Consider the following 16,113-nt stretch of genomic DNA (forward strand, 5'->3'; position numbering starts at 1 on the left):
CTCGTCATGCCGCCCGCGCGATCAGTTCGCGGGCGCGGCGGCGCGCCCAGTCGTCGGCCGCGTAGAGCTCGGCCGGCGACAGGTCGGACGCCGCCGCGCCCGCCCGGTGTTCTGAGACTACCTGTGCCACCGTGTCCACGATGGCGGGAAATGCCAGGGTCTCGTCGAGGAAGGCGGCCACGGCGACCTCGTTGGCCGCGTTGTAGACGGCGGGCGCGGTGCCCCCGGCCGCCCCGACCTCGCAGGCCAGCGACACGGCCGGAAACGCCTCGTGGTCGAGCGGGGCGAAGGTCCAGGTGTGGGCGGAGGTCCAGTCGATCGGCGGCGCCGCCGCGCCCACGCGCTCGGGCCAGCCGATGCCGTAGGCGATGGGGATGCGCATGCTCGGCGGGCTGGCCTGGGCCAGCGTGGAGCCGTCGACGTACTCGACCATGGAGTGGATGACCGACTGGGGGTGCACCACCACCTCGATGCGGTCGAAGGGGATGTCGAAGAGCAGGTGGGCCTCGATGACCTCCAGCCCCTTGTTGACCAGGGTGGCCGAGTTGACGGTGATCACCGGCCCCATGTCCCAGGTGGGGTGGTTCATGGCCTCGGCGGGGGTGACCCCGGCCAGCTCGTCGCGGCCGCGCGCGCGGAACGGGCCGCCGCTGGCGGTGATGACCAGCCGGCGCACCTCGTCCAGCGGTGCGTCGACCTGCCCCTGAGCGAGGCTGGCCAGCTCGCCGGGCGCGGCGCGCGGGAAGCACTGGGCCAGGGCGAAGTGCTCGGAGTCGACCGGCACGATCTGGCCGGGCTCGGCAGCCCGGCGCACCAGCGGCCCCCCGATGATCAGCGACTCCTTGTTGGCCAGCGCCAGCAGCCGCCCGGCCCGCAGCGCGGCCAGCGTGGACTCCAGGCCCAGCGCACCGGTGATGCCGTTGAGGACGACGTCGCACTCCCAGGCCGCGAGCTCCGCCACGCCCTCGGCGCCGGCCAGGACCTTCGCCGCCGATCCGCGCTCGCGCAGGCGCGCGGACAGCCCCTCCGCTGCCCGGGGGTCGGCCACGGCCACGGCTTCGACGCCCAGCGCCGCGGCCTGGTCGGCCAGCAGGTCGGCCCTGCCGCCCCCCGCCGCCAGGCCGACGACGCGGAAGCGGTCGGGATCGGCGGTGACGACCTCGATGGCCTGGGTCCCGATCGAGCCGGTGGAGCCGAGGATCACCACCTCGCGCCGGCGCTGGGCAGGGACGTCCGCAAGCAGCTTCTCCGCGATTCGCACACTGCCATTGTCGCCCATGTCCGCGGACCGGTCGGCGCCGTCCACAGGGGCCGCGGGCGCGGCAGGACCGCGGCCCCTACCCAGCCGACCCGCCGCGCATTCCTAAAGTAGTCATTCGATTACACAAAGTGTGGCATGATCCGGGGCCATGTACTCACCCGTCTCCCACAAGCTCGTCGGCACCCTGCTCAGCGCTGTCACGGCGCTGGCCGGAGTTTCCGGAGCCGAACCCGCCCACGACGCCGCAAGCGGGGCCCAGGCCGGCGCAGCCGCGCAGGCGGCCCCCTCGTCGGAGGCCGCGGCCCCCGCGCAGGACGCGCGGGATCGGACAGCGCCCGCCGGACACGAGCAGGACGGCGTCGTCCGGCAGGCCGCCGCCGTCGGCGCCGACGAGCACCGCGAGGTGCTGGACTACTGGACCCGGCAGCGCATGGCCGAGGCGGAGCCCCTGGTACCCGCGCTCAACGACCTCGCCGGCAGCCTGCTGCCGGGCACGGGCGAGGCCGAGCAGCAGGCCGCCGGGGGCTCCAGCACCGGCGAGCCCTGGCAGGGCGGCGGCCGCGTGACCCGCACCACCGGCAAGGTCTTCCTCACCCTCGACGGACGCGACTTCACCTGCTCGGCCTCGGTGGTCTCGGCCGACAACCACGACACCGTCATCACCGCCGGGCACTGCCTCAAGGACGGCACCGGCCCGTGGGCGGCCAACTGGGCCTTCGTCCCCGGCTACGACGACGGCCGGAGCCCGCACGGCCGCTACACCGCGCGGCAGATGTTCGTCGCACCGCAGTGGGCCGGCGGCGCCGACGACAGCTACGACTTCGGCATGGCGGTGCTCAACCGCTCCGACGGCGCGCACGTCCAGGACGAGGTCGGCGCCCAGCCCATCGCCTTCGGCACCGAGCCGACCGACCCCACCTACGCGTTCGGCTACCCGGCCACCGGCAGGTACGAGGGCCGGCGGCTGCACTACTGCTCGGGCCCGACCGTGGACGACGACGGCGGGACCACCGCCAACGGCATGGCCTGCAAGCTGACGGAGGGCTCCAGCGGCGGCCCGTGGCTCAGCGGCTTCGACGAGGGGTCGGGCAAGGGCACCGTGGTCTCGGTGATCAGCTTCAAGTACGCCGACGACAGCCGCACCCAGTACGGCCCGCACCTCGGGGGCGCCGCCCGCAAGGTCTACGACCGCGCCCGGTCCTACTAGGGCCGGGGCGGGCGGCGCGGGTGCCGGCCCGGTCCGGCGCACCAATGCGCGCGGGACCGGGCCGCTCCCGCTTCGCTTCTTCGGGCTTCACCGGGGCCCCCGCGGCGGCGCCGGCGGCAGGCCCGCCCTCGGCGAGGCCGCCGGCAGCGGCGCGGGCCCGAACTCCACGATCAGCGGGATCGCGGCCGCGGCCACCGGGCCGCCACCGAAGAGCGGCTGCAGCACCGGCGGCCTGTCCCCGAAGGCGGGGTAGGCGGGCGTGCGGCGCGCGCCGCGACGTCCCGCCCGCCCGGGCGGGCGCCGCACCGCCCTTCGCAGGCCGCCGCCGGAGGGGCTTCGCACGCCCGCGGCGCGGCCCGGTCCGCCTGCTTTCCCCGAGCCCGCGGCTGCTGTAGGTTACGTCGCTATGCCGAACCGTAACGACCTTGCGCCGTCCGCCCCGGTCAGCTCGCCGCGCCCGCGCCGCACCGCCGTCCGCGCCGGTTCGGCCGCCGTCGCGGCCGCGGCGAGCGCGGCCCTGCTGGCCGCCGGAGCCGTGCCGGCCTCAGCCGAATCCGCCACCGGCGTCGCCGACCTCCGCTCCGACATCGACTCCCTGCTCGCCGACTCGCGCCTGGAGGGTGCGACCTCGGGCGTCCTGGTGCGCAGCCTCACCCGCGGCGACGTGCTCTACCGCGGCAGCGCCCGAACCGAGCTGATCCCCGCCTCCAACGCCAAGCTGCTCACCTCCGCCGCCGCGATGGAGGTCCTGGGCGCCGACTACCGCTTCACCACCACCGTCTCCGCGGGCGAGGACCCCGGCGACGGCGTCGTCGACGGCGACCTGCACCTGGTCGGCACCGGCGACCCGACGCTCACCTCCGACGCCGTCGACGAACTCGCCGCCGAGGTGGCCGACTCCGGAGTCGGCGTGGTGACCGGCGACCTGGTCGCCGACGACACCTGGTTCGACGCCGAACGCCTCTCCCCCGCGTGGGACCCCGCCGACCGGCCCTACTACTACTCGGCGCAGATCTCGGCGCTCACACTCGCCGCCAACAGCGACTACGACACCGGCGTGGTCGACGTCGACGCCACCCCCGGCGGGGCTCAAGGAGACGCGGTCGACGTCGCGCTGTCGCCGATGACCGACAACCTCAGCCTCGCCAACGAGGCCGCGACCGGCGCCGCCGACGCCCCGTCCACTTTCGGTGTCTCCCGCAAGCCCGACACCAACGAGTTCACCGCCGAGGGCGAGCTGCCGGTCGGCCGGACCTACTCCACCCTGCGGACGGTGGACGAGCCCACCGACCACGCCGCCCACCTCTTCGCCGCGTCCCTGGAGGAGCACGGGGTCAAGGTGGCCGGGGACGTGGAGCGCGGCACCGCTCCGCAGCGGTCGGTGCCCGTCGCCGAGCGCTCCTCCATGGAGCTGGGCGAGCTGCTGACACCGTTCCTGAAGCTGTCGAACAACGGCCACGCCGAGATCCTGATGAAGGCGATGGGCCGCGAGGCCGCCGGCGAGGGCGGCTGGGACGCGGGCATCGCCGTGGCGACCCGGGCGCTGCACCGGCTCGGCGTGCCTACGCACGCCGTCGAGCTGGACGACGGCTCCGGCCTGGCGCGCTCGGACCGGCTGACCGCCGCCACGACCGTGCGGCTGCTGGAGCGGGTGCGCCACCAGCCCTGGTTCGGGACCTGGCGGGACGCGCTGCCGCTGGCGGGCGCCCCCGAGCACATGGTCGGCGGCACCCTGTCCGGCCGCATGGGCGGCACCGCGGCCGCGGGCAACGTGCGGGCCAAGACCGGCACGCTCAGCGGTGTCAGCGCCCTGTCGGGGTATGTGACCACCGCCGGCGGGGAGCGCCTGGTCTTCTCGATCATCAACAACGGCTACGCCGGCGCCGCGCCGAGGGACATCCAGGACGCGATCGCCGTGCGCCTGGCCGAGTTCACCCGCGGCGGCGCGGTCGAGGTCGCCCGCCCCCTGGCCGCGCAGCGCACGGCACCCGGCTCCCCCGCCGCCGACCTGGAGTGCACCTGGGCCGGCACCTGCTGACGGCGCGGCGCGCAAACGCCGCCGCGCCCCGGCGCCACCGGCGCCCCTGCCGCATCCGTCCCGCGCCACCTGCGCGGACGGCGCGGTCGGGGCGCCGACCTATGCTGAGAGTGATGGACACCGGCACCGCGGCCAAGGCGGGCCCGCCCTCCGGCGGGCTCGACGTGCTCGCCGCCGACACCCGGCGCGAGCGCGAACAGCGCCACCACGAGCGGGTCGACGCGCTGCTGGCCGCCCACCTCGACCGGCGGCGCCGCGGCGTCGCCCACCCGGTCGAGGACTTCCTCTTCACCTACTACAGCCACCGGCCCGCCCAGCTGCGCCGCTGGCACCCCGGACCCGGCGTGCTGCTGGCCGGCGACGGCGGACCGCCCTCCGGCGGAGGCTGGTACCGCGAGGCCGCCGGCACCGACGCCGAAGGGCGCACCGTGCGCGGCCACACGCTGGACGTGCGGTCCTTCGCCGACAGGCGCGGGGCCACCGTGGAGTTCGTCCGCTCCCTGCTGGGCGCCGTGCAGCGGCGGCCGGCCCACCTGGGCTGCTTCGGGCTGCACGAATGGGCGATGGTCTACCGGCTGCCGCCCGATGGTGTACGCCACGCCCAGGTGTCGCTGCGTCTGGGCTCCGAGGGCACCGACCGCGTCGTGGAGTCCCACCGCATCCGCTGCTCCCACTTCGACGCCTTCCGGTTCTTCACCGACGAGGCGCGCCCGCTGAACCGGCTGCGGCCCACGCGCGAGTCCCAGGTGGAGCTGGACCAGCCGGGCTGCCTGCACGCCAACATGGACCTGTACAAGTGGGCCTACAAGCTCTCCCCCGGCGTGCCCGGCGAGCTGGTGGCCGACTGCTTCGAGCTGGCCCGCGACATCCGCGAGCTGGACATGCGCGCGTCGCCCTACGACCTGCGCGACCACGGTTACGAGCCGGTCGCGATCGAGACGCCGGAGGGCAAGGCCGCCTACGTCGAGGCCCAGCGCGGGTTCGCCGAGCGCGCCGGCACGCTGCGTACCCGGCTGCTGGAGGTCTGCGACCGCCTCGCGGCGGCCTGAGCCGGCCCGCCCCGGTGCTCCGGATCGAAGGCACCGGGGCGCCGGCCGTACCCGCCTACGCCGCGCTCAGGCGTCGGCATAGGCCGCGAGGTGCTCGCCGGTGAGGGTCGAGCGGGCGGCGACGAGATCGGCGGGCGTGCCCTCGAAGACGACGCGGCCGCCGTCGTGGCCGGCGCCGGGGCCGAGGTCGACGATCCAGTCGGCGTGCGCCATCACCGCCTGGTGGTGCTCGATGACGATGACCGACTTGCCGGAGTCGACGAGCCGGTCGAGCAGGCCGAGCAGCTGCTCGACGTCGGCCAGGTGCAGACCGGTGGTCGGCTCGTCGAGGATGTAGACGCCGCCCTTCTCGGACATGTGCGTGGCCAGCTTGAGCCGCTGCCGCTCGCCGCCGGAGAGCGTGGTGAGCGGCTGGCCGAGGCTGAGATAGCCGAGCCCCACCTGGTCCAGGCGCTCCAGGATCCGGTGCGCGGCCGGCGTCCGCGTCTCGCCGGCGCCGAAGAACTCCGTCGCCTCGGTCACCGGCATGGCGAGCACCTCGCTGATGTCGCGGCCGCCGAGGCGGTACTCCAGCACCGACGCGTCGAAGCGCTTGCCCTCGCACTCCTCGCAGGTCGTCGAGACGCCGGCCATCATCGCCAGGTCGGTGTAGACGACCCCGGCGCCGTTGCAGTTGGGGCAGGCGCCCTCGGAGTTGGCGCTGAACAGCCCGGGCTTGACGTCGTTGGCCTTCGCGAACGCCTTGCGGATGGGGTCCAGCAGTCCCGTGTAGGTCGCCGGGTTGCTGCGCCGCGAACCGCGGATCGCCGCCTGGTCGATCGAGACCACCCCGGCGCCGGCGGGCACCGACGAGTGCACGAGCGAGCTCTTGCCGGAGCCGGCCACGCCGGTGACGACCGTGAGGACCCCGAGCGGGATGTCCACGTCGACGTCGCGCAGGTTGTGCGCGTTCGCGCCGCGGATCTCCAGCGCACCCTTGGGCGTGCGCACCGCCTCCTTGAGGCGCGCGCGGTCGTCGAGGTGGCGGCCGGTGAGCGTGTCGGAGACGCGCAGGCCGTCGACGGCGCCCTCGAACACGATCTTGCCGCCGTGCGTGCCGGCGCCCGGCCCGATGTCGACCACGTGGTCGGCGATCTCGATCGTCTCGGGCTCGTGCTCCACGACGAGAACCGTGTTGCCCTTGTCCCGCAGCCGCAGCAGCAGGTCGTTCATCCGCTGGATGTCGTGCGGGTGCAGGCCGGTGGTGGGCTCGTCGAAGACGTAGGTGACGTCGGTGAGCGAGGAGCCGAGGTGCCGGACCATCTTGGTGCGCTGCGCCTCGCCGCCCGACAGCGTGCCCGACGGCCGGTCGAGCGAGAGGTAGCCCAGGCCGATCTCCACGAACGAGTCGAGGGTGTGGCGCAGCTTGGCGAGCAGCGGCGCCACCGAGGGCTCGCCGAGGCCCCCGACCCATTCGGCCAGGTCGCTGATCTGCATCGCGCACGCGTCGGCGATGCTGACCCCGTCGATGCGCGACGACCGGGCGGCCTCGCTGAGCCGGGTGCCGCCGCAGTCGGGGCAGGGGGTGAACACCACGGCCCGGTCCACGAACTCCCGGATGTGCGGCTGCATCCCCTCGCGGTCCTTGGCGAGCATCGACTTGCGGATCTTGGGGATCAGCCCCTCGTAGGTGAGGTTGACTCCGTCGACCTTCACCTTCATCGGCTCGCGGTACAGGAAGTCCCGCATCTCGGTCTCGGTGTAGTGGCGGATCGGCTTGTCCGGATCGAGCAGGCCCGACTCGGCGTAGACCCGCACGGTCCAGAAGCTGTCCGACTTGTAGCCGGGGACCGTGATCGCGCCCTCGGTTAGCGACTTGGAGTCGTCGAACAGCTGGGTCAGGTCGAAGTCGGAGACCGTGCCCCGGCCCTCGCACGCCGGGCACATGCCGCCGGTGCGGGTGAACGTCTGCTTCTCGGTCTTCTTGTTGCCGCGCTCGACCGTGATCGCTCCGCTCGCCCGGACCGAGGGGGTGTTGAAGGAGAACGCGTTGGGCGAGCCGATGTGCGGCTTCCCGAGGCGGCTGAAGAGGATGCGCAGCATCGCGTTCGCGTCGGTGGCGGTGCCGACCGTCGACCGGACGTCGGCGCCCATCCGCTCCTGGTCCACGATGATCGCGGTCGTCAGGCCGTCGAGCACGTCCACGTCGGGCCGCGCCAGTGTCGGCATGAAGCCCTGCACGAAGGCGCTGTAGGTCTCGTTGATCATCCGCTGCGACTCCGCGGCGATCGTGCTGAACACCAGCGAGCTCTTGCCTGACCCCGAGACCCCGGTGAACACCGTCAGCCGGCGCTTGGGGATCTCGACGCTGACGTCGTCGAGGTTGTTCACGCGCGCTCCGTGCACGCGGATCAGGTCGTGGCTGTCTGCGGCGTGCAGTGCGGGCGGCTGCGTTTCCGTCCCCGTGGCCGTGCTCATCGTGCCTCCATCTGCTTCACGGGACCGCGTTCGCGGCCTCCGGCGGCGTCGCCCGGCTCGACGCGGGCGGCTCCGAGTCCGGTTTCCTTCGTCGGCGCGGCCGCGTCAGCGGTCGGCGCCTGCCTGGTCGGCGTGCCCCGGCGCGGGCGTCGGGCACGGGAGTGCGCGACGCTGCGGCCCGGCCCCCTTCTGGGACGGCCTGAGCCGCCCCTGCTCGGCGTGCAGCGGCCGCCGCGCGGGCTCCAGTCGCGGTCTTTCCGGTGTGCGGGGGGCGGTCGCGGCCCCCGGCTGATCAGCTGAGCTGGTTGATGCGGAGCATGTTGCCCGCGGGATCGCGGAAGGCGCAGTCGCGGACGCCGTAGGGCTGGTCGGTCGGCTCCTGAACGACCTCGGCGCCGCCGGCCTGCAGCTGCGCGAATGTCCCGTCGAGGTCGGGGGTCGCCAGGGCGAGCATGGCGTAGGTGCCCTTGGCCATCATCTCCGCGATGGTGCGGCGCTCGTCGTCGGTGATGCCGGGGTCGGCGGCCGGCGGGTACAGGACGACGGCCGTCCCGGACTTGTCGGCGGGACCGAGCGTGATCCAGCGCATCCCGCCGTATCCGACGTCGTTGCGGACCTCGAAACCGACGATGTCGCGGTAGAAGGCCAGTGACGCCTCCGGGTCCTCGTGCGGCAGGAAGGCGTAGTGAATGCTGATGTCCATGGCAGTCACGCTAGATCCGGCTGGGCCGCGGGCGCTTCTCGATTCCTGACCGGTCGGGTCACCTGCTTGGCGACGCAGGCCGGCATGCCCGCCGTCGCGCGCTCGGACTGCCGGCGGTAGACGCTGGGCGGCATGCCGACCAGCTCGGAGAAGCGGGTGCTGAAGGTGCCCAGCGACGAGCAGCCCACAGCGAAGCAGACCTCGGTGACGCTGAGTCCGCCGACGCGCAGCAGCGCCATCGCGCGCTCGATGCGCCGGGTCATCAAGTACGAGTACGGCGACTCGCCGTAGGCGATCCGGAACCGGCGGCTGAGGTGCCCGGCCGACATGTTCACACCCCGCGCGAGTGCCTCGACGTCCAGCGGCTGCGCGTACTCCCGGTCGATGCGGTCGCGGACGCGGCGCAGCTGGGCGAGTTCGCGCAGGTGCTGCTCAGCGGGTGATCTGTTCGTCACCTGCACAATCGTGCCACGTTGCCGAGGAGTTTCCCAGCGTCGCACACCGGCGCCCCCGTCCGCCGCGTCGCGGCGGACGGGAGGCGGAGAATCAGCCGTAGGCGGCCAGTAGCGCGTCGGCCGCAGTCAGGGTCACTACGGCGGATACCAGTACCGAGAGGCAGAAGAAGGCCGTGTGCAGCCACCGCCACCGGCCGGCCTCCGTGGCCAGTCCCGGCCACTGCCGCACTCCGACCGCGCCCGCCGCGACCACGGCGCCCACCGAGGCGGCCCACACCGCGGGCGGCGTGCTGACCCAGTCGCCGACCACCAGCGCCGCCAGGAGCGAGGCGGAGGCTCCCGCCGTCATGGAGACCACGCGCAGCCGGTCCAGCGGCCGCTGGCCCACCAGCGTGCGGCGGCGCAGCATCAGCATGACCGGCAGCAGCGCGGGCGGCAGGACCAGCGGCAGGGTGGCGGCCAGGCCCAGGGCCGTCGACCCCGCTCGCGGCGACGCCGCCAGCGGGGCCACGTCGGGGGCGTCCAGCACGCGCGGACCGATGATCGCGGCGTCGGCGGTGAAGCTGTCGGACAGCACGATCGCTCCGCGGTCCCCTCGGAAGCCGATGAACGCGGTGGAGCCGTAGGTCGCACCGTTGTGCTGCACCAGGTCGGCGCCGTCGCCGACATCCGTGGTGAGCCAGCCCAGCCCGATCCGGCTTTCGGCCGAAGGGCCGTCGTGGATCGGCTCCGTCGCGGCCGCCCCGGGTGCCGTGCCGTCCATCACCGCGCGCAGCAGCTTCTCCATGTCCGCGGCGGTGGTCCAGGTGCCGATGCCGACGGGCAGGTAGTCGGGCGCCTTCCACGGTTCGGCGCGCTTGCCCGGGGTCGCGTGCGGCAGGGCGGCGCCCTCGGGGACGCTTTCCAGGTCGGCGCCGCGCATGAGGGTGTCGTCCATGCCCAGCGGGTCGAGCACGCGTTCGCGCACCAGCCGCGGGTAGGGGGTGCCGGACTCCTCGGCAAGTGCGGCGCCCAGGACGGCGTAGCCGAAGTTGGAGTACGTCCATTCGTCTCCGCCCTGTGCAGGCACCGCCGCGGCCAGCGACTCCAGCACCGGCGGCATGGTCCGGTAGGGGTCGGTGAGGGTGAAGGGGGTCGCCGCACCCGCGAGCATGGTCTCGGCGGGGATGCGGGGCAATCCCGAGCGGTGGGTGGCCAGCTCCTCCAGGGTGATGTCCGCGGTGGCGGGAGAGGCGAAGCCGAGGTCGGGGAAGACCTCGCCGAGGGTGCGGTCGAGGGAGGTCCCGCCGTCGGCGGCGAGGTCGGCCAGCGCCATGGCGGTGACGACCTTGAACACCGAACCCGTCTCGAACGGGGTCTGCGCGGTGACGGACTCGCCCGAGGCGGTCGTGCCGCCCATCAGCGTGCGCGTGCGGCCGCCGTCGACCTCCAGCACCGCCAGCGACTGCACCCGGTCTTCGCGCCCTTCGATCGTCGCGGCCACCGAGTCCGCGAGCACCGGATCCCCCGTGAGCTCCGGGCCGCCGGATGCGGGCGGCTTGCCCGGCATGACGAGGTAGGCGGCCACCGCGGCGACGGCGCCCAGCACGCAGGCGGCCGCCCACACCCGCCCCGGCGCGCGGGGGGTGGGCGTGCGCCGCGGGCGCGCGGGAGCCGGGGCGGGCGGTGGCGGCGCTGAGGTGTGGGCGTAGGGCTGTTCGGAGTCCATCGCCCCAGCGTCGCCGCGGACGGCCGCGCGCTGTAGTCGGCGATGTCAGCGAAGCGCCATGACACCTGTCACGGGGCCCGTGGACGGGACCGCCTCGCACCCCGATCGCGGTCTCCGCGACAATGGCCGGGCTCTCCCCTGTCCACCAGCGGGAACCCGATACTCCACCACGACCGTCGGATAGGCCATGAACCCCCCTGAACCGCCCCTGCCTCCGCAGACCGCCCCGCACCGGCCGAACAACCAGGGCCGCGGCATCGCCGTCGCCGTCATGTCGACGGTCGCCGTGCTCGGTGTCGGCGTCGTCGTCCTGATCGTGCTCATGTTCCAGAGCATCTCCCTGCCGCAGATGCCGCAGATGCCGGCCGCCGGGGGCGGGGGCGACGGCGGCGAGGGCGGGAGCGGCACCGCGAGCCCGAGCCCGAAGGAGTCTCCGGTCACCATCGCCACGCCGGACTCCGACGACCTGCGGGCGGTGACCGCCGAACTGACGCCGGGCTGGCAGGGGGTGGAGGTCGAGGAGCGCGGGATCGCCTACGACGTTCCCGAAGCCTGGTTCGTCGAGTCTCCCGACCTCGTCAGCGGATTCACCGATGACGGGCAGGGCGTCGGCATGGGCGGCAGCGCGGTCTCCGGCGCGCGCGAGGGTCCCTGCTACAGCTACCCGCCCGCCCCGGGACGCGCCGGGATCGCGGCGGTCGGGCAGGTCGCCGACACCGCTCAGACGGCAGCCGAGACGGCGGACACCTGGGCGGGCCTCGCCTACAGCAACGACGAGGGCCGGGCCGAGGTGTCGGCGACCGAGCCCGTGCCGTTCGCGGCCAACGGGCTGGTCGGCCACCAGGTCACGGTCGAGGTGCAGGCGCCCGAGTTCGACTGCTACCCGACGCAGGCCGTCCTGCGGGTGGTGTCGTTCCTGTCGCCGGCCGGCGACGACGTTTTCAACTTCATCGTCTTCGCCGACACCGCCGGACCGCTGGCGCCCGAGGTCGACCTCGACACGATGACGGCCTCCCTGCGGCCGCTGCCCTGACCGGGCGCCGCACGGCGAAGCAACCGGCCCCGCACGGCGGAGGAAGCGCCGCCGCGCGGGGCCGGTGGCCTTCTCGCGGCGCGGGGTGCGCCGCGGGCGGGGTCAGACGCGCTTGGCGGCGTGCTCCCGGATCAGGTCGCGGTACCAGTGGTAGCTGTCCTTGGGCGTGCGCTCCAGGGTCTCGTAGTCGACCCGCACGATCCCGAAGCGGCGGTCGTAGCCGAACGCCCACTCGAAGTTGTCCATCAGCGACCACACGAAGTAGCCGCGGACGTCCACACCCGCCTTGATCGCCTCGGCCACGGCGCTGAGGTGGTCGCGGATGTAGTCGATGCGCTCGCTGTCGTGGACGCGGTCGCCGGTGCGGTCCAGGTCGGCCTCGGCCGATCCGTTCTCGGTGATGTAGACGGGCGGCAGGTCCGGGTAGCGGCGCTGCACGTCGACCAGCAGGTCGGTGAAGCTCTCGGGCACCACCGGCCAGCCCATCCGGGTCTGGCGCACCCCGTCGAAGGGCACGTCGGCGACGCGGATGTCGGTGGCGGTGCGGCGGGCGGGGTCGGCCTGGTCGTAGGGGGCGTCCTTGAGCTTCGTCGGGCGGTAGTAGTTGATGCCCATGAAGTCCAGGGGTCGGCCGATGATCTCCAGGTCGCCGTCACGCCGGTAGGAGCCGTCGGCGAGCTCCCCCCAGGTCTCGGCCTCGTTCTCCGGGTAGGCGCCGCCCAGCAGCGGGTCCAGCCAGACGCGGTTGTGCAGCGTCTCGGCGCGGTCCACGGCGGCCCGGTCCTCGGCGGAGTCGGTGGCCGGGATCAGCCGGTCGAGGTTGAGCGTGATGCCGACCTCGGCGCGGCGGCCGTGCTCGGCGGCGGAGGCACGCAGCTGCTGGGTGGCCAGGCCGTGGGCCAGCAGCAGATGGTGGGAGGTCGCGAGGGCGGGGGTGCCCTCGCGGGTGCCCGGGGCGTGGCGGCCGATGGCGTGGCCGATGAAGGCGGCGCAGAACGGCTCGTTCAGCGTGATCCACCGGGCCACCCGGTCCCCCAGGCGGTCGGCGACGATGCGCGCGTACTCGCCGAAGCGCTCGGCGGTGGCGCGGACGCGCCAGCCGCCCTCGTCCTCGAGCGCCTGCGGCAGGTCCCAGTGGTACAGGGTCGCAACTGGCTCGATCCCCGCGTTCAGCAGCTCGTCGACCAGCCGGTCGTAGAAGGCCAGCCCTTCGGGGTTGGCCGGGCCGCCGCCCGCGGGCTGGATGCGCGGCCAGGCGATGGAGAACCGGTAGGCGTCCACGCCCAGCTCCTTGAGCAGGGCGACGTCCTCCCGGTAGCGGTGGTAGTGGTCGCAGGCAACGTCGCCGGTCTCGCCGCGGTCCACGGCGCCGGGGGTGTGGCTGTAGGTGTCCCAGATCGACGGGCCGCGCCCGCCCTCGTGGACGGCGCCCTCGATCTGGTAGGAGGCGGTGGCGGCGCCGAACAGGAAGTCGGCGGGCAGCTCGGGGAGTCCGTTGGAAGTCATGGTCATCCGTCCTCGGTCGTCGTCGTCCCGCCGCGCGGTCGGCGCGGCGGACACGGGCAAGGGGCGTCGTGGGCGCCACCGCGCAGCACGGGGACCGGCCTCGGCGCGGTCCGCGTATTGCTGGGAGCGCTCCCAAGCAGCGAAGGGGGCCGGGGTGCCGGCCGTGGACTCCCTTTCCCGCCGTGCGGACCCCGGGGGTCGGGGGCATTCGCACGGTAGGGGCCAGCGCGGGCCAGGAGCGAGCAGGGACGCCGCCCTCGGCGTAACGGGTCGGGAGCCCGCGGCCTGCGCGCTGCGTCTGCTCGCACTACGGCCACGCCCACCCTTCCCGGCTTCTGCTCGGATCGAATCGGTTCGGCAGCCGCGCCACGGGCGACCCTCCGGCTACTGAACCGATTCACCTTCACTACGGATGTTAGGAACGCGTCCACAAGGGGTCAATGCCTGATCATGGGATGTGCTGCGAAAATCCGCTGGCGGCGGGGCGCGGAGGGCCCGTGGGGCCGGAGTGGTGGCGGAGGGAGCGGAGAGTGGAGCGGGCGGGAGGCCGCAGGGGGCGGAGGATCAGGTGGAGCGGGTGGAGCGGGTGGAGCGGCAGCCGAGCCGGTGGAGCGGGGCTGGGAGGCGGAGGCCGCGGGCCCGGGCCGCGGGGCACGGGTCATGGGTCATGGGGCGCGGGCACTGGCGGGGGCGGGCGGTGAAGCGGGGAGGCACGGCAGGGAGCGGACCGGAGGGGCACGGAGGGCAGGGGCACGGAGAGCGCCGGGGCGGTCGGCTCTCCGCGCACAGCCGCGGAGCCGCCGGGGTTCCCGCTCTCTCCCGCTTTGCCAAGTGCACCGGCGACGGTTATCGTTCCGACCCGGCGGTATTCCGCACTTCCGGCGGTCGGCCGGAGGACAGGCACGGAACGGGAACGGCGGCACCCCATGGACTCGGATGCTACGCAGATTCTGAACAGGACCGCGGAATTCCCGGAGTTCGGAGATTCGACTCCGGAATGGGAGGCCGACGCCCGCATCCGCATCTCCGAGGCCGTCAAGCGATTCACCCAGCCGCTGACCGAACTGCTGGAACGCGACGCGAACGAGGGCGACACCCGGCTGCTCGTCACCGATTTCCTGAGCGAAGCCCTCAGCTACAACAAATACGTCGAACTGACCACCGAATACCGCACCAAAGGCGAATCCGTCGACTACGGGATCACCCTCGACGGCGACCTTTTCGCCTTCATCGAGGTGAAGCCGTGCGGCACGGACCTCGACGCGCGCAACCTCCGCCAGGCGAAACTGCACGCCGGCGCCGAAGGGGTCTCCTGGGTGGTGCTGACCAACGGCCGAGTGTGGCAGGTGCACCACGTCGGCGACGGGGAAGACGGCACGGGCATCGTCGTCGACGTCGACCTGCTCGGTGAGACCCCGCTGACCGCCCGGGTGGACGCCCTGTTCCCGCTCGCGCGCGAGGCCGTCTCCCACGGCCGACTGGAGAACCTGCGCGCCTGGCGCGCCGCCCTGGCGCCGGAGCCGCTGGCCGAGGTGCTGCGCAGCGACCCGGTTGCCTCGGCCATCCGCGCCGAACTGCGCCGCCGCACCGACCACCTCGGCCACCTGGGAGACCTGGACGAGGTTGTGCACGCCCTGACCACGGGCGTCATCGGCCGCCGCCTTCAGCAGGAGGGGTAGACCGCGCCGCTGCGGCGGTCGGGACTACTGCGCGAGGGCGACACCTGGTGCGGCGATAGGCCGCGGACGGCCGAGCCCGAGCCGATCGGCCCGCGTGCCCGCCGGTTGAGCACCAAAACGAGGCAGCGACGACAACAGGGGCTCGGGCCGCGCCCACCGGCCCGCGTGCCCGCCGGTTACGCGCCAGACGAGGCAGCGACGACCGCGGATGGCAGGCCCCGCGCCCACCGGCCCGCGTGCCCGCCGACGCCCCAAGCAACGGCAGCAACAAAGGCCGCAGACAGCCGACGCGGCGCCATTCGGCGGAAGCGCGGGGGCGGGCCGCGCACGGCGGGAACGAACCGGGCATTCGAGGCAGTTCGGTCCGAGGTGCTTGACGAGACCGCCCTGATGCAGACTGCGACGCACCAGCGCGCGCCACCCCTGTTCTTCGCGAGGTGATTAATCCATGAATGCCCGAATTGCACCCCCGACGAGACGACCCCATCCGGCGTCGGTGGCGACGAGACACGGCAAATGCACCTCTCAGAGGCCTCCAAGTGCGGATTTGGGCACTCTCGTCGCCACTCGCCGCTCGACAGCGACCCCAGAGACCGACAAACGCAACAAATCCCCCTATGGAATTCTGCATCGCGGAATCTGGTCAGGCCAAGGCGGCACCCCTGCTGCTTGAGCTCGCTCGCGCTCCTGACACCCCGCCCCGGACATCCATGCACCCGAAATGCCCGGATAAGTGCGACGCAGGATGGCCCCCTCCACGAGGCGAGGGCAGACGTGCCGGCGAGCCGGACCATCCGTCTCCTCGCCGCCCTCGTAAGGCGCGCAACCGGCCAACACCCGAACCGCTGATCACAGGCCCCGCCATCCGCCACCCTCGCCGCCTCGTCACACGGGCCACCGGCCAGCACCCTCGCCGCTCACCGCAGGCCCGACCACCCGCCACCCTCGCCGCCCCGTCGCACACCCCACCGGCCAACACCCGAACCGACAGCCGCAGACCTCACCACCCGCTGCCCT

The 16,113-nt window shown here is 73.5% G+C and carries 11 protein-coding genes; 5 read left to right on the forward strand and 6 right to left on the reverse strand.

Features of this window, described 5'->3' with window-relative positions; all coding sequences use genetic code 11:
* Positions 1 to 4: 4 nt before the first annotated feature.
* The gene (gene dxr / locus ABEA15_RS11225) at positions 5 to 1,204 is read right to left on the reverse strand and encodes a 1-deoxy-D-xylulose-5-phosphate reductoisomerase (RefSeq protein WP_344142441.1); all 1,200 of its coding nucleotides are present in this window, start codon (positions 1,202 to 1,204) and stop codon (positions 5 to 7) included.
* 205 nt (positions 1,205 to 1,409) lie between these two features.
* On the opposite strand from dxr, the gene ABEA15_RS11230 reads away from it, so the two are divergent.
* The 3 genes from ABEA15_RS11230 to ABEA15_RS11240 all read left to right on the forward strand — a co-directional run bounded on the left by ABEA15_RS11230 (position 1,410) and on the right by ABEA15_RS11240 (position 5,555).
* A complete protein-coding gene (locus ABEA15_RS11230; RefSeq protein WP_345556595.1) occupies positions 1,410 to 2,468 on the forward strand; it encodes a trypsin-like serine peptidase in 1,059 nt (352 codons plus the stop codon).
* 406 nt (positions 2,469 to 2,874) lie between these two features.
* Positions 2,875 to 4,506, forward strand: coding sequence for a D-alanyl-D-alanine carboxypeptidase/D-alanyl-D-alanine endopeptidase (dacB, locus tag ABEA15_RS11235; protein WP_345556597.1), 1,632 nt, complete (start codon positions 2,875 to 2,877; stop codon positions 4,504 to 4,506).
* Between the two features lie 113 nt (positions 4,507 to 4,619).
* A complete protein-coding gene (locus tag ABEA15_RS11240) occupies positions 4,620 to 5,555 on the forward strand; it encodes a 3-methyladenine DNA glycosylase (protein WP_345556598.1) in 936 nt (311 codons plus the stop codon).
* Positions 5,556 to 5,621: 66 nt separating this feature from the next.
* Here the strand turns inward: ABEA15_RS11240 and ABEA15_RS11245 are convergent, their stop codons facing one another.
* The 4 genes from ABEA15_RS11245 to ABEA15_RS11260 form a co-directional block, all read right to left on the reverse strand.
* Positions 5,622 to 8,012 (reverse strand): ATP-binding cassette domain-containing protein, encoded by a 2,391-nt coding sequence (locus ABEA15_RS11245; RefSeq protein WP_345556599.1) that lies wholly within the window; start codon positions 8,010 to 8,012, stop codon positions 5,622 to 5,624.
* Positions 8,013 to 8,304: 292 nt separating this feature from the next.
* Entirely contained in the window at positions 8,305 to 8,715 is a 411-nt protein-coding gene (locus ABEA15_RS11250; RefSeq protein WP_344142203.1) for a VOC family protein, read from the reverse strand.
* Positions 8,716 to 8,720: 5 nt separating this feature from the next.
* A complete protein-coding gene (locus ABEA15_RS11255) occupies positions 8,721 to 9,179 on the reverse strand; it encodes a helix-turn-helix transcriptional regulator (protein ID WP_386699613.1) in 459 nt (152 codons plus the stop codon).
* 82 nt (positions 9,180 to 9,261) lie between these two features.
* The gene (locus ABEA15_RS11260; RefSeq protein ID WP_345556600.1) at positions 9,262 to 10,878 is read right to left on the reverse strand and encodes a serine hydrolase domain-containing protein; all 1,617 of its coding nucleotides are present in this window, start codon (positions 10,876 to 10,878) and stop codon (positions 9,262 to 9,264) included.
* 187 nt (positions 10,879 to 11,065) lie between these two features.
* Here ABEA15_RS11260 and ABEA15_RS11265 point away from each other — a divergent pair, with 187 nt between their 5' ends.
* Entirely contained in the window at positions 11,066 to 11,911 is an 846-nt protein-coding gene (locus ABEA15_RS11265; RefSeq protein WP_345556601.1) for a DUF8017 domain-containing protein, read from the forward strand.
* 102 nt (positions 11,912 to 12,013) lie between these two features.
* On the opposite strand, the gene ABEA15_RS11270 is transcribed toward ABEA15_RS11265, so the two are convergent.
* Complete coding sequence (locus ABEA15_RS11270) at positions 12,014 to 13,417, reverse strand: GH1 family beta-glucosidase (protein WP_345556602.1); 1,404 nt, start codon at positions 13,415 to 13,417, stop codon at positions 12,014 to 12,016.
* A 926-nt stretch (positions 13,418 to 14,343) separates the two neighbouring features.
* Here ABEA15_RS11270 and ABEA15_RS11275 point away from each other — a divergent pair.
* Complete coding sequence (locus ABEA15_RS11275) at positions 14,344 to 15,096, forward strand: hypothetical protein (RefSeq protein WP_344142210.1); 753 nt, start codon at positions 14,344 to 14,346, stop codon at positions 15,094 to 15,096.
* Positions 15,097 to 16,113: the final 1,017 nt, after the last annotated feature.

The sequence above is a fragment of the Streptomonospora halophila genome, from assembly GCF_039542725.1.
In the GTDB taxonomy this organism is placed as follows: Bacteria; Actinomycetota; Actinomycetes; order Streptosporangiales; family Streptosporangiaceae; genus Streptomonospora; species Streptomonospora halophila.